Source organism: Caballeronia sp. LjRoot34 (assembly GCF_964253815.1).
GTDB lineage: Bacteria > Pseudomonadota > Gammaproteobacteria > Burkholderiales > Burkholderiaceae > Caballeronia.
Genome location: NZ_CAXUSB020000001.1, coordinates 4,303,580 through 4,326,923 on the forward strand (window position 1 = coordinate 4,303,580; position 23,344 = coordinate 4,326,923).

General features: G+C 61.9%; 22 protein-coding genes. 14 read left to right on the top strand and 8 right to left on the bottom strand.

All coding sequences use genetic code 11. The annotated features are described in order from the left end of the window. Positions 1-562: 562 nt before the first annotated feature. From gspD to ACSQ36_RS19425, 12 genes are all read left to right on the top strand, one after another. Positions 563-2,989, top strand: coding sequence for a type II secretion system secretin GspD (gene gspD / locus ACSQ36_RS19370; protein ID WP_436183039.1), 2,427 nt, complete (start codon positions 563-565; stop codon positions 2,987-2,989). Then, positions 2,986-4,473 carry a type II secretion system ATPase GspE gene (gene gspE / locus ACSQ36_RS19375; protein WP_346730521.1) on the top strand — a complete coding sequence of 496 codons (1,488 nt, stop codon included), beginning with the start codon at positions 2,986-2,988 and terminating at the stop codon, positions 4,471-4,473. The genes gspD and gspE overlap by 4 nt, the downstream gene beginning before the upstream one ends. A gap of 6 nt (positions 4,474-4,479) precedes the next feature. Next, positions 4,480-5,697 (top strand): type II secretion system inner membrane protein GspF, encoded by a 1,218-nt coding sequence (gene gspF / locus ACSQ36_RS19380; protein WP_213765051.1) that lies wholly within the window; start codon positions 4,480-4,482, stop codon positions 5,695-5,697. Between the two features lie 13 nt (positions 5,698-5,710). Next, positions 5,711-6,124, top strand: coding sequence for a type II secretion system protein N (locus ACSQ36_RS19385; RefSeq protein WP_213765052.1), 414 nt, complete (start codon positions 5,711-5,713; stop codon positions 6,122-6,124). A 207-nt stretch (positions 6,125-6,331) separates the two neighbouring features. Then, complete coding sequence (gspG, locus tag ACSQ36_RS19390) at positions 6,332-6,808, top strand: type II secretion system major pseudopilin GspG (protein WP_213765131.1); 477 nt, start codon at positions 6,332-6,334, stop codon at positions 6,806-6,808. Positions 6,809-6,855: 47 nt separating this feature from the next. Further along, positions 6,856-7,362 carry a GspH/FimT family pseudopilin gene (locus ACSQ36_RS19395; protein WP_436183224.1) on the top strand — a complete coding sequence of 169 codons (507 nt, stop codon included), beginning with the start codon at positions 6,856-6,858 and terminating at the stop codon, positions 7,360-7,362. After that, the gene (gene gspI / locus ACSQ36_RS19400; RefSeq protein WP_213765054.1) at positions 7,362-7,790 is read left to right on the top strand and encodes a type II secretion system minor pseudopilin GspI; all 429 of its coding nucleotides are present in this window, start codon (positions 7,362-7,364) and stop codon (positions 7,788-7,790) included. Before ACSQ36_RS19395 ends, gspI begins: the two co-directional genes overlap by 1 nt. Then, positions 7,768-8,466 (top strand): PulJ/GspJ family protein, encoded by a 699-nt coding sequence (locus tag ACSQ36_RS19405; RefSeq protein ID WP_436183040.1) that lies wholly within the window; start codon positions 7,768-7,770, stop codon positions 8,464-8,466. The genes gspI and ACSQ36_RS19405 overlap by 23 nt, the downstream gene beginning before the upstream one ends. Before the next feature lie 2 nt (positions 8,467-8,468). Continuing rightward, positions 8,469-9,608, top strand: coding sequence for a type II secretion system minor pseudopilin GspK (gene gspK, locus ACSQ36_RS19410; protein WP_436183041.1), 1,140 nt, complete (start codon positions 8,469-8,471; stop codon positions 9,606-9,608). Between the two features lie 93 nt (positions 9,609-9,701). Continuing rightward, positions 9,702-11,003: a type II secretion system protein GspL gene (gene gspL / locus ACSQ36_RS19415; protein WP_436183042.1), complete on the top strand. Its 1,302-nt coding sequence runs from the start codon at positions 9,702-9,704 to the stop codon at positions 11,001-11,003. Continuing rightward, positions 11,000-11,503, top strand: coding sequence for a type II secretion system protein GspM (gspM, locus tag ACSQ36_RS19420; RefSeq protein ID WP_213765058.1), 504 nt, complete (start codon positions 11,000-11,002; stop codon positions 11,501-11,503). The genes gspL and gspM overlap by 4 nt, the downstream gene beginning before the upstream one ends. Further along, positions 11,500-12,291 carry a type II secretion system protein N gene (locus ACSQ36_RS19425; RefSeq protein ID WP_213765059.1) on the top strand — a complete coding sequence of 264 codons (792 nt, stop codon included), beginning with the start codon at positions 11,500-11,502 and terminating at the stop codon, positions 12,289-12,291. The genes gspM and ACSQ36_RS19425 overlap by 4 nt, the downstream gene beginning before the upstream one ends. 180 nt (positions 12,292-12,471) lie before the next feature. On the opposite strand, the gene ACSQ36_RS19430 is transcribed toward ACSQ36_RS19425, so the two are convergent. The 6 genes from ACSQ36_RS19430 to ada form a co-directional block, all read right to left on the bottom strand. After that, positions 12,472-14,052, bottom strand: coding sequence for an efflux transporter outer membrane subunit (locus tag ACSQ36_RS19430; protein ID WP_436183043.1), 1,581 nt, complete (start codon positions 14,050-14,052; stop codon positions 12,472-12,474). Between the two features lie 256 nt (positions 14,053-14,308). Continuing rightward, positions 14,309-14,566 carry a hypothetical protein gene (locus tag ACSQ36_RS19435; protein WP_436183044.1) on the bottom strand — a complete coding sequence of 86 codons (258 nt, stop codon included), beginning with the start codon at positions 14,564-14,566 and terminating at the stop codon, positions 14,309-14,311. Between the two features lie 563 nt (positions 14,567-15,129). Further along, on the bottom strand, positions 15,130-15,723 hold the full coding sequence (locus ACSQ36_RS19440; protein ID WP_213765063.1) for a hypothetical protein: 594 nt from the start codon (positions 15,721-15,723) through the stop codon (positions 15,130-15,132). A 244-nt stretch (positions 15,724-15,967) separates the two neighbouring features. Then, a complete protein-coding gene (gene gshA / locus ACSQ36_RS19445) occupies positions 15,968-17,587 on the bottom strand; it encodes a glutamate--cysteine ligase (RefSeq protein ID WP_436183045.1) in 1,620 nt (539 codons plus the stop codon). 263 nt (positions 17,588-17,850) lie between these two features. Beyond that, entirely contained in the window at positions 17,851-18,765 is a 915-nt protein-coding gene (locus ACSQ36_RS19450) for a DNA-3-methyladenine glycosylase family protein (protein WP_436183046.1), read from the bottom strand. 103 nt (positions 18,766-18,868) lie between these two features. Continuing rightward, entirely contained in the window at positions 18,869-19,978 is a 1,110-nt protein-coding gene (ada, locus tag ACSQ36_RS19455; RefSeq protein WP_436183047.1) for a bifunctional DNA-binding transcriptional regulator/O6-methylguanine-DNA methyltransferase Ada, read from the bottom strand. 386 nt (positions 19,979-20,364) lie between these two features. On the opposite strand from ada, the gene ACSQ36_RS19460 reads away from it, so the two are divergent. Continuing rightward, complete coding sequence (locus ACSQ36_RS19460) at positions 20,365-20,772, top strand: VOC family protein (RefSeq protein WP_436183048.1); 408 nt, start codon at positions 20,365-20,367, stop codon at positions 20,770-20,772. 24 nt (positions 20,773-20,796) lie between these two features. Here ACSQ36_RS19460 and ACSQ36_RS19465 read toward each other — a convergent pair whose 3' ends face one another. Together ACSQ36_RS19465 and sap1 are read right to left on the bottom strand one after the other, a co-directional pair. Next, a complete protein-coding gene (locus tag ACSQ36_RS19465) occupies positions 20,797-21,348 on the bottom strand; it encodes a YaeQ family protein (protein ID WP_031360972.1) in 552 nt (183 codons plus the stop codon). A gap of 351 nt (positions 21,349-21,699) precedes the next feature. Continuing rightward, complete coding sequence (sap1, locus tag ACSQ36_RS19470) at positions 21,700-22,044, bottom strand: surface attachment protein Sap1 (protein WP_436183049.1); 345 nt, start codon at positions 22,042-22,044, stop codon at positions 21,700-21,702. A gap of 545 nt (positions 22,045-22,589) precedes the next feature. Here sap1 and ACSQ36_RS19475 point away from each other — a divergent pair. Beyond that, entirely contained in the window at positions 22,590-23,216 is a 627-nt protein-coding gene (locus ACSQ36_RS19475) for a LysE family translocator (protein WP_436183050.1), read from the top strand. Positions 23,217-23,344: the final 128 nt, after the last annotated feature.

The following is a 23,344-nucleotide window of genomic DNA, read 5'->3' on the forward strand; positions in this document are numbered from 1 at the left end:
ACAAGGTAAGACGCGGTAAACACGGGAAAACCCGCCCGCACATTGCGCATCCAGCGCGCCGAAGCGCTCGTATCATACCGGCAGACTATGGCGTTTTAAATTTGACCATCCGACATAGCCAAGGCATGTGGCGCCAACTGTTATGAAAGCTATTCGAAAGTTTAGTTAATCGACCGCGTTTGTCTTTATAGGCGCATGAAATCCGAACTGCTCTACTGCACGGGCGAAAGCGAACAAATATGACAATTTCAACCTCTTTCCTATGTGCAAAGGGCTAGTAAGGGTCAAGACGAACAGAGTTTGATCAGAAGGTTTTTTTGAGATTTGTGACGCTTTACTATTTGACGATCGTCGGCCAAGGATTAGTACTTTTGTGACAAACCTGACATGAAAAGCTGCTATGGTTCACGTTTTTGGGATATGGCATTGCCCGGGCATCGGCCCTGGAAACGTCTGTTTTAAGCCTTCGTGGTGTTAAAAGCGTCGAAAGACGCGTAACACGACTGGTTTTCAGCGACGGGATCAGCAGGTCTAGACATCACACTCCATGAGAAGAAAACGTATGGCATTGCGTCGCGCCGCGACGGCTTTGCTGGTGGCCGGTCTCGTCACCACGCAAATTGCGCACGCACAGGTGACACTGAATTTCGTCAATGCGGATATCGATCAGGTGGCGAAAGCGATCGGTGCCGCGACTGGGAAGACGATCATCGTCGACCCGCGGGTCAAAGGGCAATTGAATCTCGTATCGGAAAATCCGGTGCCAGAGGATCAGGCTTTGAAAACGCTGCAGTCGGCATTGAGAATGCAGGGCTTCGCACTCGTGCAAGATCACGGTGTGCTCAAAGTCGTGCCGGAAGCCGACGCCAAGCTGCAGGGCGTGCCGACCTACGTCGGCAACACGCCCACCGCGCGGGGCGACCAGGTCATCACCCAGGTGTTCGAGCTGCACAACGAATCGGCCAACAACGTGTTGCCGGTCCTGCGTCCGCTGATCTCGCCGAACAACACGATCGCCGCCTACCCGGCCAACAACACGCTGGTCGTCACCGACTATGCCGACAACGTGCGGCGCATCGCGAGCATCATCGCGGGCATCGACACAGCGGCGGGCCGGCAGGTCGAGGTGGTGCCGCTGAAGAACGCGAATGCGCTCGACGTTGCCGAACAGCTCAACAAGCTGCTCGATCCAGGCTCGATAGGCAGCACCGACGCCACGCTGAAAGTTACCGTCACCGCCGACCCGCGCACGAACTCGCTGCTGCTGCGCGCGTCCAGCAGCGCACGGCTTGCGGCGGCCAAGCAGCTTGCGCGCAGTCTCGACGCGGCCACCACGCAGCCGGGCAATATGCACGTAGTCGCACTGCGTAACGCCGATGCCTCGCGTCTTGCCAAAACCCTGAGCGCGATGATGGGCAAGGGCAACGGGAATTCGTCTTCGTCGTCATCGTCGGGATCGGGTTCGTCGAGCGGTTCGGGCGCGTTTGGCGCAGGCGGTTCCGGTTCGTCGACCGGCACGAGCGGCTTGCCGCCGCTGCCGGGCGGACTCGGCAGCAGCAGTTCGTCGTCGGGCAGCAATCCGATGGGCGGCGGCGGCCAGAGCAAGGACTCGGGCTTCGGCAACAACAACGACAACAGCAGTTCGAGCGATCAACCCGGCAACGGCATGATCCAGGCCGACACGGCCACCAACTCGCTGATCATTACCGCGTCCGATCCGGTGTATCGCAACTTGCGTGCGGTGATCGACCAGCTCGATGCACGCCGTGCGCAGGTCTACATTGAAGCGCTGATAGTTGAACTGTCAGCGACAACGGGCGCGAATCTCGGCATTCAGTGGCAGGGCGCGCTGCTTTCAAATAGCGGCAACAACGGCATTTACGGCAGCACGAACCTGGGCTCGGGCACGTCGAGCATTGTCGATTTGACGGCGGCCGGAGCCGCGGTCGCGAGCAATCCGTCGTCGCTGGCAGGTCAGACGAACATCCTCTCGCAGGGCCTGAACATCGGCCTGCTGCACAAGTTCGGCAACTTCTTCGGCCTGGGCGGTTTGCTCCAGGCGCTGTCGACGTCGTCGGATGCGAACATCTTGTCGACGCCTAACCTCATCACGCTGGATAACGAGGAAGCGAAGATCGTGGTCGGCCAGAACGTGCCGGTGGTAACCGGTTCGTACGCCACGCCGACCGCCAATACGGGCACGTCGGTCTCCGCGTTCAATACGTTCGACCGGCGCGACGTGGGCGTGACGCTGCATGTGAAACCGCAGATCACGACGGGCGGCATCCTGAAGCTCCAGCTCTATCAGGAAGATTCCAGCGTCGATACCACCACGACCAACAATCCGGGTGGCGTGACGATCAACACGCGCTCGATCCAGTCGACCATCCTGGCGGACGATGGTGAAATCGTCGTGCTCGGCGGCTTGATGCAGGACCAGTATTCGACGAGCAACAGCAAAGTGCCGCTGCTCGGCGATATCCCCTGGATCGGCCAGTTGTTCCGCAGCGAAGCGAAGACGCGGACGAAGACCAACCTGATGGTGTTCCTGCGCCCGGTGATCGTGCGCGACCAGGCGACCAGCTCGCAGATTTCGAACGATCGCTACGAATATCTGCGTCAGCAACAGTACAACTCCACCTCCGATAACCGCATCGAAAAGGACAAGGACGTACCGGTTTTGCCACCGGCGCCGATTGGCCCGAGCCAGGGCGGTATCCCGTCGCAGAATCTGTTCGACTTGAACAACATGTCACGTTCGCCGGCGGAGGGCGGCAGCACGACGTTGCCGCAGGCGCCGCCGCCGAAGATGCAGGATCAACAAGGGCAGTATCAAGGCCAGCAGCAGTACAAGACCGCGCAGCCGCCGGGCCAGTATCAGGGGCAAGGGCAAGCGCAGGGGCAGCCGCTGAACGTGAACAGTTACGCTGTGCCGAATAACCCGGCGCCGGGTGTGCCGCTCAACGGCGACGCTGGAGCGAAGCCGTGAGCACGCTGAGCGCGTCCGTCGCGAACGTTGCCACGAGCACGCCGTCGCCGCTCGCGGCACGGCTGATCCCGTACGCGTTCGCGCGGACCGGACAGATCCTGGTGGCGCACCAGCACGCGGACAGCATCGAAGTGTGGATCAGCGATAAAACCAGCGACGCCGCACTCGCCGAAGTCGCTCGCAACTTTGGCGCGCTTTCCATCGTGCGTTTGCCGGTGGCCGAGCTTTCGGCTGCAATCAATTCGGCGTACTCGCGCAATGACGGCAGCGCGGCGCAGGTCGTGGGCGAAGTGGAAGGCGAAGTCGATCTGTCGCGGTTGATGCAGGACATTCCCGAAATAGAGGATTTGCTCGAATCGGAAGACGACGCGCCGATCATCCGCATGATCAACGCGCTGCTGACGCAGGCGGCGCGCGAACAGGCATCGGATATTCATATCGAACCGTTCGAGACGTCTTCGGTGGTGCGCTTTCGTGTCGATGGCACCTTGCGCGACGTCGTGCGCCCGAAGAAGGCGCTGCATGGCGCGCTGATCTCGCGGATCAAGATCATGGCGCAACTCGATATCGCGGAAAAACGGCTGCCGCAGGATGGCCGTATTACGTTGCGCGTAGGCGGCCGGCCGGTGGACGTGCGCGTTTCAACGCTGCCGACCGGTCATGGCGAACGCGCGGTGCTGCGTCTGCTGGAAAAAGATGCACAACGGCTGAACCTCGAAACGCTGGGCATGGCGCGCGACACGCTGGTTCATTTCGACAAGCTGATCGGCCGTCCGCACGGCATCGTGCTGGTCACCGGTCCGACGGGTTCCGGCAAGACCACCACGCTTTATGCCGCGATGTCGCGGCTCGAAACCGCCACCACCAACATCATGACGGTGGAAGATCCTATCGAATATGACCTCGGCGGGATCGGTCAGACGCAAGTGAACGAGCGCATTGGCATGACCTTCGCGCGCGCGTTGCGATCGATTCTGCGGCAGGACCCGGACATCATCATGATCGGGGAAATTCGCGATCTGGAAACGGCGCAGATTGCGGTGCAGGCATCGTTGACCGGTCACCTCGTGCTGGCCACGCTGCACACGAATGACGCAGCGTCCGCTGTCACGCGTCTTACCGATATGGGCGTCGAGCCGTATCTGCTGGCGTCGTCGTTGCTCGGCGTGCTGGCGCAGCGGCTGGTGCGGCAGTTGTGTCCGGTGTGCAAGGCAGAGACCTCGGAAGACGGCCACATTCATTGGCATGCAGTCGGCTGCGATAAATGCGGCAACTCGGGTTATGCGGGACGTCGCGGCGTGTACGAACTGCTGCTGCTTGACGATCCTCTTCGCGCGCTGATTCACCGGAATGCATCGGACGCAGAAATTTTGGCGGCCGGCCGCGCGCAAGGAATGCGCACGCTGCGCGAGGATGCGAACCGGTGGCTCGCGACCGGCGCAACGTCGCTGGAAGAAGTGCTGCGTGTGACGGGCGGAGATTAAACATCCATGCCGGCGTTTCGTTTCGAGGCAATCGATCAGGCGGGCAAGTCGCAGACAGGCGTACTCGATGCTGACAGCGCCCGTGCCGCGCGTAGCCAACTCAGGACGCAGGGGCTGACGCCTCTCGTGGTCGAGGCTGCGGGTACTCGCACGCGGGGGGAGCGCAAACAGCGGTTATCGATGGGAAAGCGCTTGTCGCAACGCGAGCAGGCCATTCTCACGCGACAAATCGCCAGCCTGTTGACAGCGGGTCTGCCGCTCGGCGAAACGCTGTCGGTGCTGACCGAGCAATCGGAGCGCGATTACGTTCGCGAGTTGATGGCCGCCATCCGCGGCGAAGTGCTTGGCGGCCATTCGTTCGCGAATGCGTTGGCGGAACATCCGCGTGATTTCCCCGAGATTTATCGCGCGCTGGTGGCCGCCGGTGAACATACCGGCAAGCTTGGACTGGTGCTGTCGCGGCTCGCGGATTACATCGAGCAACGCAATGCGCTCAAGCAGAAGATCGTGCTCGCGTTCACCTATCCCGCGATCGTCACGCTGATCGCGTTCGGGATCGTCACGTTCCTGCTGAGTTACGTGGTGCCGCAAGTGGTGAACGTGTTCGCGAGCACGAAGCAAGCGCTGCCGTTCCTCACCATTGCGATGATGGCGCTCTCCGGCTTCGTGCGGAACTGGTGGTGGGCCGGGCTGATCGGCGTGGCGTTGCTGAGCTGGTTCATCAAGAACCTGCTCGCGCGGCCGGGGCCGCGCATGGCGTTCGACCGCTGGCTGCTCACCGCGCCGCTGCTCGGCAAACTCGTGCGCGGTTATAACACCGTGCGCTTTGCCAGCACGCTCGCGATCCTGACCGCGGCCGGCGTGCCGATCCTGCGGGCGTTGCAAGCCGCGGGCGAAACCCTGAGCAACCGCGCGATGAGCGCGAACGTTGAAGACGCGATCATTCGCGTGCGTGAAGGTACGTCGTTGTCGCGCGCGCTTGGCAACACCCGGACGTTTCCGCCCGTGCTGGTGCATTTGATCCGCTCGGGCGAAGCCACCGGCGACGTCACCACCATGCTCGACCGGGCATCCGAAGGCGAATCGCGCGAACTCGAACGCCGCACGATGTTTCTCACGAGCCTGCTGGAACCGCTGCTGATCCTCGCGATGGGCGGCGTCGTGCTGGTGATCGTGCTGGCGGTGATGTTGCCGATCATCGAATTGAATAATCTGGTGCAGTGAAGAAGCCCATCCCATGAATGCATTTCAGACCCGCCTGCTATCGCTCATCGCGCTCGCCATTTTTTGCGCGACGCTGACGTGGTGGGTCATCACGCTGACCACGCACCAGAGCGCGCCGTTGCCTGCAGCGGCCGCGGGGCGCGCGCCCTCGGTGGAGCAGGCCGCTACGTTGTTCGGCGGGAAACTGCAGCATCAGGAAAACCAGGACGTTCACCTGTTCGGGATTCTCTCGCTGCAACACGGGGCGGCGGCGATCGTAAGCTACGGCGGCGAACCGGCACGCGCGATCTCGCTGGGCGGGCCGCTGACGCCGGGCGTGACGATCAAGGAAGTGCGGGCGCGCTCGATCATCATCGATAGAAAGGGCACACGCTCCGAAGTGTTCCTGCCGCCGAACGCGCCCGGCCCGACCATTTATGTGCGCTGAAGCCGCCCAGGATCAAACGGATCGGACGGCCGCTGCTTACGAAGTGAAATCCGCGCAAGCGGGACCTATAGAATGCAAGCCTGCCCGCGACGATCGTTGATTATTCAGATGAATGATCCAGGTCCGGTCAAGGGCGGCGGACGGGCGTCGAACATCATGTCGGGCCTGAGCGCTGTAACGACACCAATTGGAAAGGAAGATGAAGTCATGCAAATGTGGATGAAGCGCCGCTACGAACTCCAGACAGCGCAAGGTACTCAGCAATCGCGTCGCCAGCGCGGTTTTACGCTGATCGAAATCATGGTAGTGATCGCCATTCTCGGCATTCTCGCCGCGTTGATCGTGCCCAAGATCATGAGCCGCCCGGACGAGGCGCGTCGCGTCGCGGCGAAAGCGGATATTGGCTCGATCATGCAGTCGCTGAACCTTTATCGACTCGATAACGGCCGCTATCCGACCCAGGAGCAGGGTTTGCGCGCGCTGGTAGAGAAGCCGACCACCGAGCCGATCCCGAACAACTGGAAAGGCGGTGGTTATATGGATCGCGTTCCAGTCGACCCGTGGGGCAAGGAATATCAATACCTGAACCCGGGCGTGCACGGTGAAGTGGACATATTCAGCTATGGCGCCGACAGCAAACCTGGCGGCGATGGCAACGACGCCGACATCGGCTCCTGGCAATAGCTTTTTAGCCTCTCCTTGCCCCTTAACAGCAGCCAATCGACGTGAACATGCAGCACAAGCCGGACTGTTCAGCACCCGAGGCGCCGCGCCGCGCGAAGGTGCGGCCGCAGGCCGGCTTTACGCTGCTGGAAATGCTGGTGGTGCTGGTGATCGCGGGATTGCTGGTGTCGCTGGCGTCGGTGAAGCTCACGCGCAATCCGCGCACGGATCTGAACGAGGAAGCGCAGCGTCTCGCGCTCCTGTTCGAATCCGCCGGCGACGAAGCGCAGGTGCGGGCAAGGCCTATCGCGTGGCTGCCGCTCGACGGCGGTTTTCGCTTCGATATCCGCACGGAAGACGGCTGGCGTCCGTTACGCGACGACCTGCTGCGCCAGCGCCGCTGGGAAGGCGGCGTGACCGGCGTGACGATCCAGTACGCCGGTACCGATCAGTCCGCGGAGCGAGTGGTGTTCGGCACTGAAGCTATCGATACCCCGATTGAAGTGACGCTCGTCTCGGCGTCGGGCAGCGTGACGATCGTCGGCACCGGCAACGGCCGTTATCAGGTGCGCTGATGCCAACGCTCGCGCCCGGCCCTCGTCATGGCCTTAAACATAAGCTCCAACACAAACGCACGCGCGGTTTCACCATGATCGAAGTGCTCGTCGCGCTGGCGATCATCGCGGTGGCGCTGGCGGCGTCGCTGCGGGCCGTGGGCGCGATGGCGACCGGCGAGGCGGACTTGCATCGGCGGCTCTTGGCCGGTTGGAGCGCTGATAACGAACTCGCGCAACTGCGGCTCACGCATACGTGGCCGGATATTGGTACACGTACGTTCGATTGCTCGCAGGGCAATCTCAAGCTGATTTGCACGGACCGCGTGTCGACGACGCCGAATCCGATTTTCCGGCGGGTGGAAGTTATCGTGGAGTCGCCTGGCATCTCCGGCAATCTCGCGCAAATGGTCATGGTGGTGGCGAATGAAACCAACCGTTCGCTCTAGGCGGGACGTTCGCGGCGTTCGTGGCGTCCGCGGCGATAGTGGCTTTACGCTGATCGAGATGCTGGTCGCCATTGCGATCCTCGCGGTGATCGCGGTGCTGTCGTGGCGTGGCCTCGACCAGATCATGCGCGGCCGGACGACCATTACGAACGCGATGGAAGATGAACGCGTGGTGGCGCAATTGTTCGACCAGATGCGTATCGATGCCCGCCAGGCCGCCACCGACGACGAAGCTGGCCAGGCCGCGGTAGCTATCGGCGGGAACGCGCTGCAGATTGTTCGCGGTCTCTATGCGGCCGGCGTGGCGCCGCGTTTGCAGGTCGTGCGTTACCGGCTGGTCGACGGCGGCCGGGTGGTGCGCTTTGCGTCGCCGCCGCTCGGTAATGTGGGGGACGTGCGGCGGGCGTTATCGGCTTCGGACAACTCCGACGGCTGGACGGCGATACCGCTAATGGGCGGCGTCTCGACCTTCGCCACGCGCGCCTACGTGCCCAAGACCGGCTGGACGATGCGCATGGGCGACGTGGCGGCGCAAATCACGCAGAACGATAACAACCTGAAAGTGCCGCAGCTCGGCAACGCGCCGTTGCCGCGCGCGGTGACGGGCATTCAGATCGCGGTCGGCGCGCACAATCTGGCGCTGCCGATCACGCGCGTGTTTCTGATTGGAGAATGACCATGCGTTCTTCATCGGTTCAGGCGAAACGGCTCAGGTCATCGAGGCCTTCCAGGCATTTGCAACAGCGCGGCGTTGCGATCATCAGCGCGCTGCTGGTCGTCGCGTTGTCGGCGATTATCGTGTCGGGATTGTTGTGGCGCCAGCAAGTGCAGGTCCGCCGGATCGAGAACCAGCGGCTGCTCGCGCAGGCGCAATGGATCTCGCGCAGCGCGCTCGACTGGACGCGGCTAATCCTGCGTTCCGAAGCCGATTCCGCGCCGGACGTCACGTATCTCGGCGGCGTGTGGGGTGTGCCGATCGCGAAAACGCGGCTGTCGGACTTTCTCGGACAAATTGGCGACGTGCGGGCGCAGCAGGGCGCATCGACGTATTTGTCGGGATCGATTGAAGACGCGCAGGCCAAGTTCAACCTGCGCAACCTGGTTTCCACGCCCACGCCCGGCTTGCTGATCATCAACGTGCAGGAGATCGCGTCGTTCCAGCGGCTGCTGACGTTGCTCGGGCTCGATGCGTCGCTGGCGAAGAACGTCGCGTTGCAGATTCGCGCGGGGCTGGCGCAATCGGCGACGCGGTTCCAGACGCAATCGACCACTGCCGCCGCGACCAGTACGCCGGCCTCCACACTGGCCGCGATTGCGCAGGGCGGGGGAACGGGCGGCAGCAATTTTACCGACGACCCCGGTCTCGCCGATGCCGACAGCAACGCGCCCGTCGCGCCGCTGCAGATGATCAATGTGGAATCGTTGCTCGATGTCCCCGGTTTTTCGCCGGAAGCCGTGGAGAAATTGCGGCCGTTCGTGACGGTGCTGCCGACCACGACGTCGGTGAACATGAATACCGCGACGGCTGAAGTGATTGCGGCGACGGTGCCCGGCATGACGCTTTCGCAGGCGCAGGCGTTTGTCGCGCGCCGCGAGACCGTGTTTTTCCACGATGTCGGCAACGTGACGCTCGCGCTGACCGGCGCGGGCGTGGACATCGCCACCATTGATTCCAGCCAGATGGACGTGACCACGAAGTATTTCCTGATCCACGGCCGCGTGCAGCACGAGCGGGCGGAAGTGGACCGGACGACCTTGCTGTATCGCGATCCGGCGACGCATACCACGCGTATTGTCTATGTTCGCGACCAGCCTTGATGCGTTTGGACGGGTTTCATCGGAACGATGTCGATGTCGTAATACACGCAGTACAGTAAATAACTTTCGATTCAGAAAACAAGAGAGCGGCCTTTGAGCACATTGATCGTCCTACTGCCGCCGCGCGATCCGGCGGTGCGCTCCGAAGAGTGGAATTTGCCGGAGCTGCCGTTTCTGCTGCTCGACAAGCGCAATGTCACGCAGCGGGCCGGCCGCGCCGCGCTTTCGTTGCTGCCGCGTGCGAGCGCGACAGTGCTGATTGTCGCCGCGCGCGACCTGTTGCTGACCGCCGCGCAAATGCCGCCGCTGAAAGGGCCGCGCTTGCGCCAGGCCTTGCCCAACGTCGTCGAGGATCAACTGATCCAGGACCCGCAGACCTGCCATATCGCCGTCGATCCGGTCGCGCTCGCGAGCGGCCGGCGGGTGCTGGCGGTGATCGATCGCGGCTGGTTCCGCTTCGTGCTCGAGGCGTTTGCGAACGCGGGGCATCGGAATGTGAAGGCCGTGCCCGCCATGCGCTGCCTGCCGCTGCATGAAACCACCGCCGATACCCCCAATCCGTTCGTCGCGGGCATCCTGGGTGACGTGCTGGCGACCGCCCCGCTTTTGCTCGGCGGCGATACGCTCCGGCCGCCCGAGAGCGCGACGACGCGCGTAGAGATTGCGATTGCGCGCGGCGAGCACGCGGCGCTGGGCGAAGGCCTGGCCATTCCCGCCGATGCCGTGACTTCCACGCTCAGCGCGCTCGCGGGCGCCCAACCGGCCACGCTGTACATCCTGCGCGACGTTCCCGGCGCCGAGCCGCGTCTGGCGTCGGCGCGGCCCGCGATTCCCGGCGCCGAGCCGCTGACGTTCGAAACCCTCGCGCGCAACGCACTCGCGAACCACTTCGACCTGTGCCAGTTCGAATTCGCCGCGCAGCCGTGGCGGCTCGACCGCGCAACCATGCGGCGGCTGAAGCTGCCGGTGGCGCTGCTGGCCGGCGCGCTGGTGGTATCGATGATCGGTATCAATATTCAATGGCTGCAGCTTGCCCGGCAACGCGACGCGATCACCGCGCAGATGACCGAAACGCTCCTCAACACGTTCCCGAAAACCACGGTCGTACTCGATGCCCCCGACCAGATGTCGCGTCAACTCGACCGTTTGCGGCTGGTTTCCGGGCAACTGTCGCCATCTGATTTCCTCTCTCTCTCCGATGCCCTTGCTCGCGCGCTTGGGCCCATTCCGGTGAATGGCATTGCGGGGCTGGATTACCACGACCGAAGCCTCGAGGTGACTTTCAAACCGGAAACCAAGGTCGATCCGGGTTTGCAGAGACGATTGGCGGCGAACGGGCTGGCCGGTGGTATCGATAGTAATACCGGCAAGTGGACCATCAGGAGCGCCCAATGAAACAAGTCATCATCGACACCTGGGGCGAATTCTGGAACGCGCGCACCCAGCGCGAAAAAACCATCCTGATGTGGGGTGGTCTCGTGGCGGCTATTGCTCTGGTTTATCTCGTGTTGTGGGCGCCCGCGTATGAAGGGCGCGCGCGGTTGCGCGACACGCTGCCCGCCATGCAGCGCCAGCTCGCGCAGATGACCGCGCAAGCCAACGAGGCGCGCTCGCTGGCAGGCGGCGGGCAGGGCGTCACGCCGACCGGCGGCGCGTTGCGTGACGCATTGGCGAAGTCTCTCGCCGATAACAACATGCCCCCCGCGCAGGTCCAGGTAGTCGGCGCGGGCGTGCAGATCCAGTTGAAGAACGCGTCGTTCCCGGAATGGACGGTGTGGCTCGACAGCGTCAGGAAGCAATTCAAGGTGCAGGTCAGCGAGGCGCATATCACGGCGCTGAAACCCGACGGTCAGGTGGATCTGACGGCATCGGTGCAACCGGCCCAGGTGCAATGAACTACGGCATGCGGCGGCTTCTCGCGGCTTGGCCGTGGTTCGTGGTGGCGGGGGTATCGGTGGTCGTGACGCTGGCCGTCATGCTGCCGGCGGCCTGGATCGTGCCGCAATTCGCAAAGGCGACGGACGGCCATGTGAATCTCGTCGATCCGGCCGGTTCGCTCTGGAAGGGCTCGGCCACGTTGATGCTGGCGACCGGCGGCGGTACGGGCAGCGCGGATGGTGCGACGCTGCTGCCGGGACGCATCGAATGGCATACGGCCTTCTGGCCCTTGTTCACCGGCCGCGTGCGCATGGAGATGCGCCAGACGGAGGCCATGCCGGATTCGGTTTTCGTCGATGCGGGTTTTTCCGGTTCGACAATTTCGCCGGGCGCGATTGCCGTGCCGGCGAGCCTGCTCTCGGGCCTGGGCGCACCGTTCAACACGCTCAACATGGAAGGCAATGTGCGGCTGACCTGGACCGAATGGCGGATGCTTGGGCACAACACGTACGGGCAGGCGATCGTGACGCTCGACGACATGGCGTCCAGCGTGTCGCGCGTGAAGCCGCTGGGGTCGTATCGCGTAGTGTTTCAGGCGGAAGGCCAGGCGGACACGATCAACCTGACGACGACATCGAATGGGCCGTTGCTGCTGAGCGGACAAGGGACGGTGTCGAAGACATCGAGCGCGTTCAACGGTGTGGCGACGGCCACGCCGGAGGCACGGGAAAACCTGGCGGGATTGTTGAACCTGCTCGGACGGCACACGGGACCGGATACCGTCGAGCTAACCTTCGTTCGATAAAGCTCGGCGCTTCGTTACCGCTTTCAGGGCCGTGCTAGTCGGCATCGGGATGGCGAGGGGCAGCGGTTGCGAACGTGTGATTTCATTCAGTGCGAACGTGCCGAGCATCCTTTCGCCCTCGCGTGAAATTACGACGAGCGTGGACACAAAGACCGCGGGGTATCCTCGCCCCGGCGCGTCTTATTCTTTAACCGTACCGCCGTTGGTGACCGCAACGGTCGACGAACCCGGCGCCGAGTTCACCGCAGCATTCGTCCTCTTCACCGCAACGCCGCTCGCCGGCGTCGCTACGTCAGGCGCCGCTGCGCTGCCGGTTTCCTGATCCATTTGCGCCGTGTCCCAGCCGCCGCCGAGCGCCTTGATCAACCCCACCGACGACACCATCCGTTCCCCGGCGATACTCGCCAGCTTCTGCTCGGCCGTGAACGCCGTGGTCTGCGCGGTGAGCACGTTGATGAACCCGACCGTACCCGACTTGTACTGATTGGTCACAATAGCCAGCGCCTGCTGCGCCGACGCTACCGCTTGCTGCTGGATCCCGATCTCGGTCGCGAGAATTCTCTGCGACGCCAGGTTGTCCTCGACGTCCTGGAACGCGGTCAGCACCGCTTGCCGATACGTCGCCACGGCCGAGTCATACGACGCGCGCGCCGCTTCGGTCTGCGCGGCTCGCAAGCCGCCATCGAAAATGGTCGCTGCGAGATCCGGCCCGAGTGTCCAGAAGCGCGATGGCGCGCTCAACAATTGCGAGAATATTGAGCTTTGAAAACCGCCGCTTGCCGACAACGTCAGCGTGGGGAAAAACGCCGCGATTGCCACGCCGATCTGTTCGTTCGCCTGCGCCGCCTTGCGCTCGGCCGACGCGATATCGGGCCGCCGTTCGAGGATGGCAGACGGCAGTTGCAGCGGCACGTCGGGCGGCGTGGCGTCGAGCGGCGATGAGGCGATGGAGAACGTCGACGCCGGCTCGCCGACCAGCACGGCGATCGCGTGTTCGTATTGCGCGCGGGCGACGCCGTTATCGATAGCCGACGCTTGCGCCGATTGCAATTGCGTCTGCGCCTGGATCACATCCGAGCGAGCGGCTGTGCCTTGCGCGTACTGGTTCTGCGTGAGTTGCAGCGTGCGCTGATAAGCGGCGACGGTGTCGTCGAGGAGCTTTTGCTGTGCGTCCAGCGAACGCAACTGGAAGTAGGTTTGCGCCAGCGAGCCCTGTGCCGAGAGCCGTGCGTTGGCGAGATCGGCCGCGGCGCTTTGCTCACCGGCGCGCTGCGCGCCGACCGTCCGGCTGACGGTGCCCCACAGGTCCGGTTCCCACGATGCATCGAGGGAAAGATCGTAGTTATTGTTGATCGAGCTGCCGCTGGAAATCGAACCGCTTGAGCGGCTGGAGGAACCTGCCCGCGAACCCGTCGCCGATAACCCCAGCGTAGGGAAATACGCCGCGCGCGCTTCTGAAACCAGCGCCCGGGCCTGCCGATAAGCCGCCGCGTATTGCGCGATAGTCTGATTCGACGCGTTCAACCGCGTTTCAAGGTCATTCAACTGCGGGTCGTTATAAATCGCCCACCAGTTTCCACGATCCGCCCGGTCCGAAGGCTGCGCGACTTTCCAGCCCTCCGGCGCTTCTTTGTACGACGCGGGAATGGCGGTGTCGGGGCGTTGATAGTTCGGACCGACGGCACAGCCGGCCATTGTCAGGGCCAGTGCGAGGACGATAGCGGACTTGCGAGGAAAGACGGGTATTCGGGTGAACGGCATCTGCTCTGGATTCCTGTCGGAGGTTGCGCGCGCTTCAACGCAATGCGGCGCGAAGCATTTCGCGCAACCGGTCCGAAATGGTAACTGAACGCGCGCGAAGGGCGGGCGTCGGGCAGGCGTTAGGGTAACAACTTGAAAGGAAGCTGGGTGTTACCCGCCGCGCGGGTTCGGTTACGGGTCGTTACGCAACACGCAGGCATTCACGCAGCATTGCGTGAGTTTGCATAACGACGCGCCAAGAACGGCGGCGAGGGTATCAGGCGTCGCAGTGTTTCGGACCACAGAGGCGCGGAGTCTTGACGGGCGCCGGGTCCGCGGCTTTGCGCGCGCGGCGGTTTTCGAGCCACACGGCACCCAGTACGACAAACGAGCCGCCCGGCAGCAAAAACACGATCACATACAGCGCCAGCTTCCATGAGCTCATATTAGGCGGCAGGACGTGCAGCAAGGCGGCGGTTATCGATTGGCCGAAGCGTCGGCCGAGGAGGCGGGTGGTTTGGGCAGCGCGGTTCATCGGGTAAATCCATTTGCGCATCGAATGGTTCGATGCTTTCAGTCGGTCAGAACATGGTCTCGGGTGGCGCCGCAGCGCGTAACTCGTTGCTTAGAATAATATTGACTGTGCAATCGATTTTCAAGATGGGAACCTTAGCAAATTTTTGCGGTGTTGTTTTTAAGTCGGAATCTTGGGCCTGAGGGACGCGGGCGGGCATCGTCTGGAAGGACGGGGCGCTTGGTTCCTGGCTTGAGCCCTTCGCCGATGACGCGGAGTGAATGTTCAAGGCCGCTTCGGCTTGCATTCAACCGGGTGGTTTGCGCGGGTATCTCGGGGCGATGGTGTTCCGGCGATTGCCCGAACAGGCGAAGGTACAGGCCATTCCCTCGTCGGATTAAAACAATGCCTATGCAAGGGTTTTAGCTATCGAACCGATAGTAACCAGCCTGTCGATGCATTAAATAGTATGTAGCCGCCACATTTTCGTCGATTGCCGCCGTTTCCCCGATTGGATATGCAAAGGCCGCGCCTCCTGACGAGAACGCGGCCTTCTGTAATTAACAACGGACAACGGTGGAAACCTACTGCGGCGTCAGGTCCTGGCCCGATTGTCCCGGCTGATTCTCGAGCGTTGATGGCATCGGATGAACGGGAAGGTTTTGCTGCATCGGCTGCAATGGCGGCGCGGGAGAAACCGGCGGCAACGCATTGCCGGACGCCGTTGCGCCGCCCGGCGTGCCCATCTGCGATGGCCCGCCGCGCACGAACTGCTTGAAGTCCGCGCCGGCCTTCCACGGGTTCGGGTCGCAGCCGAGCATATTGTCGCAATGGGCGGCGAAACCAATTGTTGCCGTCCCTTCATTGCTCGGAGTCTTGGTGATCTGGTATGCCAGTGCGCGTTTGCCGCCTGACGGCCCATCGGTCTGGATGATCGAATTCGTAACGGTCTGCAGCTTGTATTCGGAGTGGTTGCTCACCCAAACCTGCGCACGCGCCCACCACGCGTCACATTCGGCCTTGTTCGTACACGTGAGCGGCGCCGTGGCCTGCTCCATGGTTTCACCGGCAATCTGGCCGGTCGTCGAGCAGCCGGCCAGCAGAGCGATTGCCCCCACCACCGTACTCAATACTGCCGCCTTAGCCAGGTTCGCGCTTCCCAACAGGTTTTTTCTCATTTTTCTTCCTCTCCTTGATGTGTGTCCAGGCCGGCCGATCGTGTCCGGCCCGCCGTCAATCAGTCCGGTTTAGCTGATACGTCGCTATTTTCAGACCTGACCTGCGGACTAGCGTTTCCACGCGTTGCGCACTGTTGCAAAACAAGTAAGGGTTGCCGCTGCTGAGGCAGTGCGGCGAGGGAAAAGCTGCTGGATTGCCGGGCGTCGACTTGAGCGTCGGCTTTGAAGCCGGCGCCCAGCCGTTTCAAACGCTAATGCGGTTCAACGTGTAAGCACGATAAGCGCCGACGAAGGCATCGAACGAACCGACTTCTTCACGCTCGATTCTTGCCTGATCGTCCAGCGACTTTGCAGCAAGCGCCGCCATTTCACGCTCGGCCTTCGCGCTGAGCGGACGGCCACGGAAATAATCGGCATGCTTTGCGCTCAGTTCCAGCGCAAATTCGTTGAAGCTCTGATGCCGCTCGCGCATGGTTTCGAGCACGCGGGCGGACGGTGTCAGCGAGACATCGGCCAATCGTGCGCGCTGGGCCTTCAAGGCGGTCATGTGTTCATCAATGCCATGCAGCGCGTCGAGCGCCTGCGCGACCGGTTCAATGGCGTCGAGCAACGAATCCGCCCAGCCTTGCATGGGGACTTCACGGCCATCGCGCGCCAGTGTCAGGCCGGGCTTACGCCCTTCCTTCGTGATGCGCGCGAAGTTCTCGTTGGCTTCCTCGTTGGCGGCGCGCGGCAAAAGCGGGCTGTCTTCGATCGCGCAATACAGCAGATACGCGTCCATGAAACGCGTAGTCTCAAGCGAAATTCCGGTCGGCTCGAACGGGTCGATATCGAGGCAACGCACTTCAATGTATTGCACGCCACGCGACGACAAAGCATGCAACGGCCGCTCGCCAGGTTGCGTAATGCGCTTCGGCCGGATGGTCGAGTAGAACTCGTTCTCGATCTGCAGCACGTTCGTGTTGATCTGCACCCATTCGCCGTCACGCTGCGTGCCCATGGCTTCATACGCCGGATACGGCTCGCTGACCGCTTTCGCGAGCACGCTGAGGTAACCGTCGAGCGTGTCGTAGCTCGGCAGCAGCGCGGATTGCGCCGGGTTGTTCGTATAGCCGAGATCGCTCATCCGCAGGCTGGTGGCGTACGGCAGATAACGCGTGGTGGCGTCGAAGGTCTCGAGCGTATTCGGGCGGCCGCGCAGGAACTGCTGGTTGAGCGCCGGTGATGCGCCGAACAAATACATCAGCAGCCAGCTTGTCCGGCGAAAATTCCGGATCAGCGCGAAATATCGTTCTGACTGGAAATCGACGACTGGCACGGCGCTGCGGTTATCGAGCGCGGCCCATGTGCGCCACACGTCTTCGTGCAGCGAATAGTTATAGTGAATCCCGGCGATGCATTGCATGGTGCGGCCGTATCGCAGCGACAAACCGCGCCGGTACACGTGCTTCAACATGCCTATATTCGATGTCCCATACCAGCCGATCGGGATGTCCTGATCGGCGGGAAGCACGCCCGGCATGGAGTCGTTCCAGAGCAATTCGCTGCCGAGATGCGCATAGGCGAAGCGATGCAAGTCGTCCAGTTGCTCAAGCGTGCGCGTGACGTCGTGCTCGGCTGGCGTAATCAGTTCAATCAGCGCTTCGGAGTAGTCGGTGGTGATCAGCGGATGCGTGAGCGCCGAGCCGAATGTGCGCGGATGCGGCGTGGTGGCAAGCGTTCCCTCGCGCGTTACCCGCAGGCTTTCCTTCTCGATGCCGCGCAGCCCCTGGCGCAACACAGCGCCGTGCGGGCCGCTGGTCAGCGCGGATAAGCGGCGCAGGAAAGCGCTGTTGGACGGAGATGAGAAATTCGTATTTGCCATTGCTGCGACGGTTGCGTGTCTGACGCCGAACGGAATGCGCCGAACCAGATTTTTGGGTAGCGGGCACTTTAACATCTCAGTGTAAGACGTGCTTGAACCCTTGTCGGATAAGGGTTTGCGCGAATTCAAGCGGTTTGCGGCGCGAGTGGCAGCGGCAGGTTTTTCCGATGAGCGATGCGGGCTGCCGATTCGGCCGTGAAATCGATAGTGGGCGGGGGCCGCGTTTCAGGATCCGCTTCGAACCCACGTAGCGACGCTGCGCGTCACCCGCCTTTCGCCGATCCCGCCCGGTCCGCGATTTCATTCCACACATGCAGGGCAGCATACGCACGATACGGCCGCCAGGCCTCAGCGCGGGCGCGCAGCGCCGCCGCTTTCGCCATCGACGGATCGCGTGCCACTAACGCCTGCATCAGGATCAGGTCGGTGCCGGGCCACGCGTCGGCGTCGCGTAGCGCGCGCATCGCGACGTATTCCACTGTCCACGGTCCGATACCCGGCATAGCCAGCAACGCCGCCCGCAGTCCGGCGCGGTCCGCATGGGGATCGTCGAGAGGCAGCGCGCCCGCCGCGACCTCGCGTGCGAACCCCTGCAATGCGGCCACGCGTTTGCCCGGCATGCCGATCTTTTCCAGATCGACCTCGGCCAGCGCGGCGGGCGTCGGGAAACGCCAGGCGGTGCCGGCATGCGGATGATCGGTCAGCGGCGTACCGGCGCGTTCGACGAGCCTTCCCACAATAGTCGATGCCGCTTTCACGCTGACCTGCTGGCCGACAATCGCGCGCACGACCAGCTCGAAGCCCGACCACGCGCCGGGTACGCGCAACCCGGGCACGGCTTGGGTCAGCGGCGCGAACCACGGGTCGCGGGCGAGATGAGCAGCGATAGCCGGCGCGTCGGCCTGAAGATCGAACATGCGCGTCAGATGCTCGCCGATCGCTTTCGCATGGCGGCCCGCCGCGCCTTCCAGCGTCGCAACGAGACAAGGTTTGCTGGCGTGCTTTGTCACGCTGAGCGTGCCCGAATCGCCAAGCCACTCAATTGCACGGCGATACGAACCGTCCTCCACCGCTTCGACGCCAAGCGTCGCGCGCCCCGCGAAAAATCGCAGGACGCGGGGCCAATCGTAGGGTTCGACGTAGGGTAGCTGGATGCGGGTGGGTTTATTTTGTGGCAATTTAAGCGCGTTCGAAAGCAGGGAGGATCGGGATGCTAATGGGCATCGTATTGTTCAACGTGATTCAGGAGATGTTGAAAGCCCGCGAGCCAGCCATGCTCCATCAATCCAGATCCTCCGCGCCAACTGTCTCGAGCGGCACGGCGACCCGATGCTCCTTTTCCGCCGATAACAACGCGACCTTGCGCGCCGTGCCCCATCGATACCCCGCCAGCGCGCCATCCTTATGCACTACGCGATGACACGGAATGGCAAGCGCCACCGGGTTCGACGCGCACGCATTCGCGACCGCCCGCACGGCCCGTGGCGACCCAAGCGTTTCGGCGATATCGGTATAACTGCGCGTCTGGCCGTATGGAATCCTCTGCAACGCATCCCATACGCGCTGCTGAAAAGCTGTTGCGCTGATGTCCAGCGGCAGGTCGAAATGCTCTCGCGTGCCGCGCAAATAAGCATCGATCTGCACGATAAACGGTGCGAGCCGTGCCTTGTCTTCGATCCGTTCGGCGTCCGACAACTCTTGCGCCAATTCGGCTTCGAGCGCGGCCGGGTTATCGCCGAAAGCGATCTTGCAGATACCCTTGGGCGTCGCGGCGACCAGCACGATCCCGAGTGCCGTTTGCGCGGTAGCGAAATGCACGACCAGACCTGCTCCCTTGCGTCGATAAGTCGACGGCGTCATCCCCAGTTCGGCGGGCGCCGCGTCATACATCCGCGATGTCGAACCGAAGCCGGCGTCATGCATGGCGCGGGTCACGTCATCGCCGCGTTGAAGCGCACCGCGCAATGCATCCGCGCGGCGGGCGGCCTGGTATTGCCTCGGCGACACGCCGACCACGCGTGAAAACAGCCGCTGCAAATGAAACGCGCTGACATGCACGGCGCGGCTCAATTCCGCGAGCGTCACGCGTTCCTGCGGGTCGGCGTCGAGCACCTTGCACGCGCGCTCCACGATAGCGAGTTCCCGCGACAAACTGCCCGGCTGACACCGTTTGCATGCCCGATAACCGGCGGCTTCGGCTTGCTGCGGGGTATCGAAGAATTCGACGTTTTCACGCCGCGGCTGCCGCGACGCACACGATGGGCGGCAGAACACGCCGGTCGTACGAACGGCGTAGAAGAACTCGCCGTCGGCGCTTGAGTCGCGGCTCGACAGGGCGTTCCAACGGGTTTCATCGTTGGAAAAAGCAGGGGTGCTTGATTCGGTTTTCATCACAATCCTCGGTTTGCGAAGGGTACGTGACTACTTTAGAGGCGCGCGTCTATAGGTACTCGCCGGATCTTGCTCTGTCATTTCTTCCTTGGATGACGGGACTGTGAACGCATGGACAAATGACGCACAGATGCGACACATCCCCACCATAGGGGTTTTTACTACGATAAGTGTTGCATCGACCCTATCGGCTGTGTAATATTGGAACTGTCTCCTCCATGTCTCCTCCTGATATGGATTCAGCCCGCTCCGCAACGAGCGGGCTTTTTTTCGTCCATACGCTTTGTAGCCTTTATAGCCGTGCTGTTTCGCAACACTTGCTAAACTTAAAGCTGGCTCTTTTCGCCAGTTTACTGGCTATAACAACGCTAGAACGGAGACACACGATGCACATACCTATCCGCGAGATTGATCACGTCGTGATTCGCTGTGCGAACCTTGATGCCATGGTCGATTTTTACAGGACGGTGCTGGGTTGTCCGGTAGAGAAGGAGCAACGCGAGCTTGGGTTGGTTCAGATGCGCGCGGGGCGCTCGCTGATCGATCTGCTGGCGGTGGGCTCGAAGATTGACCGGCCGGAAAGCGGCACGCCCGGCGCGGGCAACAACATGGATCACTTGTGCTTGCGCGTGGAACCCTTCGATTCCGCCGCGTTGCGTGCGCATCTGCTTGAGAACGGCGTGCGCCTGGGGGACGAAGCCCGTCGATACGGTGCTGAAGGCTTCGGCCCGTCGCTCTATTTCTTCGATCTGGAAGGCAACCTGGTCGAGCTGAAAGGGCCACCGGAGGCGTGACCGGCGGCGCGTCCGATCATCCGGTCAGCGCGGCTTTCCCTTGAACACGGTCCAGTCGATAGCAACCGGATCGACCGTGGCGCTGCCCAGCGATGCTTCGCCATCCTGCACCGTGCATTGAAGCCGCATGGTCCGTTCGGCCAACGCGCCGAGCGCTGCGGCCACGCCATCGGTGAGCGACCATACGGTCACGTTTTGCATCCGTTCGACCTTCGCTTTGACGCCCTGCCACCAGATCTCGGAGGTGCGGCCGCCGTATGCGATCACGATCACCCGATCCGCGCGTCCGCTCGCCTTCGCGATACGCCGTTCCTCCGGCTGACCCACTTCAATCCACGTTTCGATTTGCCCGGTCAGGTCCTTTTGCCACAGATCGGGTTCGTCGGTGTCGGACAGTCCTTTGGTGAATTCGAGGCGTTCGCTCGCGAATAACGCGAACGCGGCGACGCGCACCATCATCCGGTCGTCTGTTTCGGACGGATGCCGGGCAATGGTCAGCGCGTGGTCGCCGTAGTAGTGCCGATCCATGTCGGCGATTTGCAGCTCAGCTTTGTAGATTGTGGATTTAAGGGCCATGCAACACCGGAAAGCCTGTTTGAGAGGCCGGAAAAGGGGGGAATTCGGAACGGATGTTTCGGGCGGAACCGCTGCGTGCCGACGCGTTCCGAATCACATTCGACGACGTTCGACGCGTGATGATACCGAACGCGTTCGCTCGTTGCGGGGAATCGCTCAAGGAGGGAGGGTGTTGCTGGAAAAAGGAAGTTGACGTATGCCGTTGCCGATGCGGTGTGAGAGTGTCCTGCGAGGACGCGTAGCCAACCCGGCGGGGGTGAATAAATTCACTCCGCGAGTAATTACACAATTAGATAACGGCGGCCTTTACGTCGCCGTTATTCTTTTAACCGTGATCTGTATGTGATTAATTCACTGCTTGATAAATCGGTCTGCGGTCCACAAGCCTTGTGTATCGCTGTTTGCCGCATTCACAAATTCGACATCATGGCCGACAACCTGCACTACCCGGAAATGAGCGCCTTCGGGTGTGGGTACGCATTGAAATCCCGCGAAGAATTCCTGCATTTTCTGTTGCTCGCCGGCCTGGGCGTGTTGATCGGCGGAATCGAATTTGTCCTTCGATAAACAGCCGTACGCGTTAGGCATGAAACTGAACGTTTGTCGCGGCTGGATCACCTTGTCCTGGGCTTGAATCGAGGTGATCGCGCCCAATAAGCCGATCATCGCAAAACCAGCAATGGCGCGCTTTTTCATCAATAGCCTCCATGCAACTCTTTAGCGGGGATTTAGCTATGTATTCAGTGACTAGTTATTAATCTGCAGCGTTTATCCTAGATGAGAATTTGCAAGAGGCAAGCACAACTTGTGTGCGTTCGCAACAAGACGGATTGTCGCAGAAGGGCGCGGTGGATTAAGCGGCTTTAAGCGCGCGGCGCTGTAATCAAAAATCGCGATTGATGCGGCGCAAATAGAAAAGGCAATAAAAGATGCCCGGTTCGCAGGAACCGGGCATTAACCTCAACGAAATGAGGAGGAGACACTACAGATTACCGGGCCTGATCGCTGGTCAAAGCCCGTTCAATACCAAGCAGAATTTGTGCCGAACGGGGAAATTGAACACAGAAAAGCGATTCCGCAGATGAAGCTGTTTCAAGTCAGATACTTGGGTGTGACAGGCTGCCCTCGGCGGGGGCGACGTGCTCCGGGTCGTGTCGTGGTTCCTGCCGTCTTTTACACGGTGTCTTGTCAGATGCGAATCTTCGTGGATTAATCGACGCTTCCGTCCTACAGGAGCTTCCATGACCCTTGCCCAATGGCTACCGTTCGCAATCGCCTCCGCCATCCTTGTTGCCATTCCCGGACCGACCGTGCTGCTGGTGGTCTCCTATGCGCTCGGCCACGGCCGCAAATACGCGCTTGCTACGACGGCCGGTGTTGCGTTGGGTGACCTTACGTCGATGACCGCTTCCATGCTCGGGCTTGGCGTGTTGCTCGCGGCATCGGCGGAACTGTTCATGGTCCTGAAATGGGTGGGCGCGGCTTATCTCGTTTATCTGGGCATCAAGTTGTGGCGCGCGCCGGTGATGGACGCCGATGCGGTCAGCGCGCCTGGCAAGTTGCGCACACGGCGGATCGTCGCTCACGCATACGCGGTGACCACGCTCAATCCGAAAAGCATCATTTTCTTTATCGCGTTCTTGCCGCAATTCATCGATCCACACGTGGCGAGCATTTCGCAGATTGCGATCATGGAGGCGACGTTTGTCGGGTTGGCTGCGGCGAATGCGTTTGCTTATGCGATGCTCGCTTCGGTCGCGCGACGGGCAATTCGGCGGCCTGGCGTGCAGCGGACGGTGAATCGAACCGGCGGCGCGCTGTTGATGGGGGCGGGGGTGTTTGCTGCGGTTTGGAAGAAGGCGGTTTGAGGTTTGGGTGAGCGGCGCTGGGGAGAACCGTGTAGTCGGTTATCGCGCGCTTCGCTCCTGACCCGAATAGGACCATTTTGGTGGCTTCGCCGAAATGGTCCTCACCTGACGGGCTGGGCGCTGGCAAG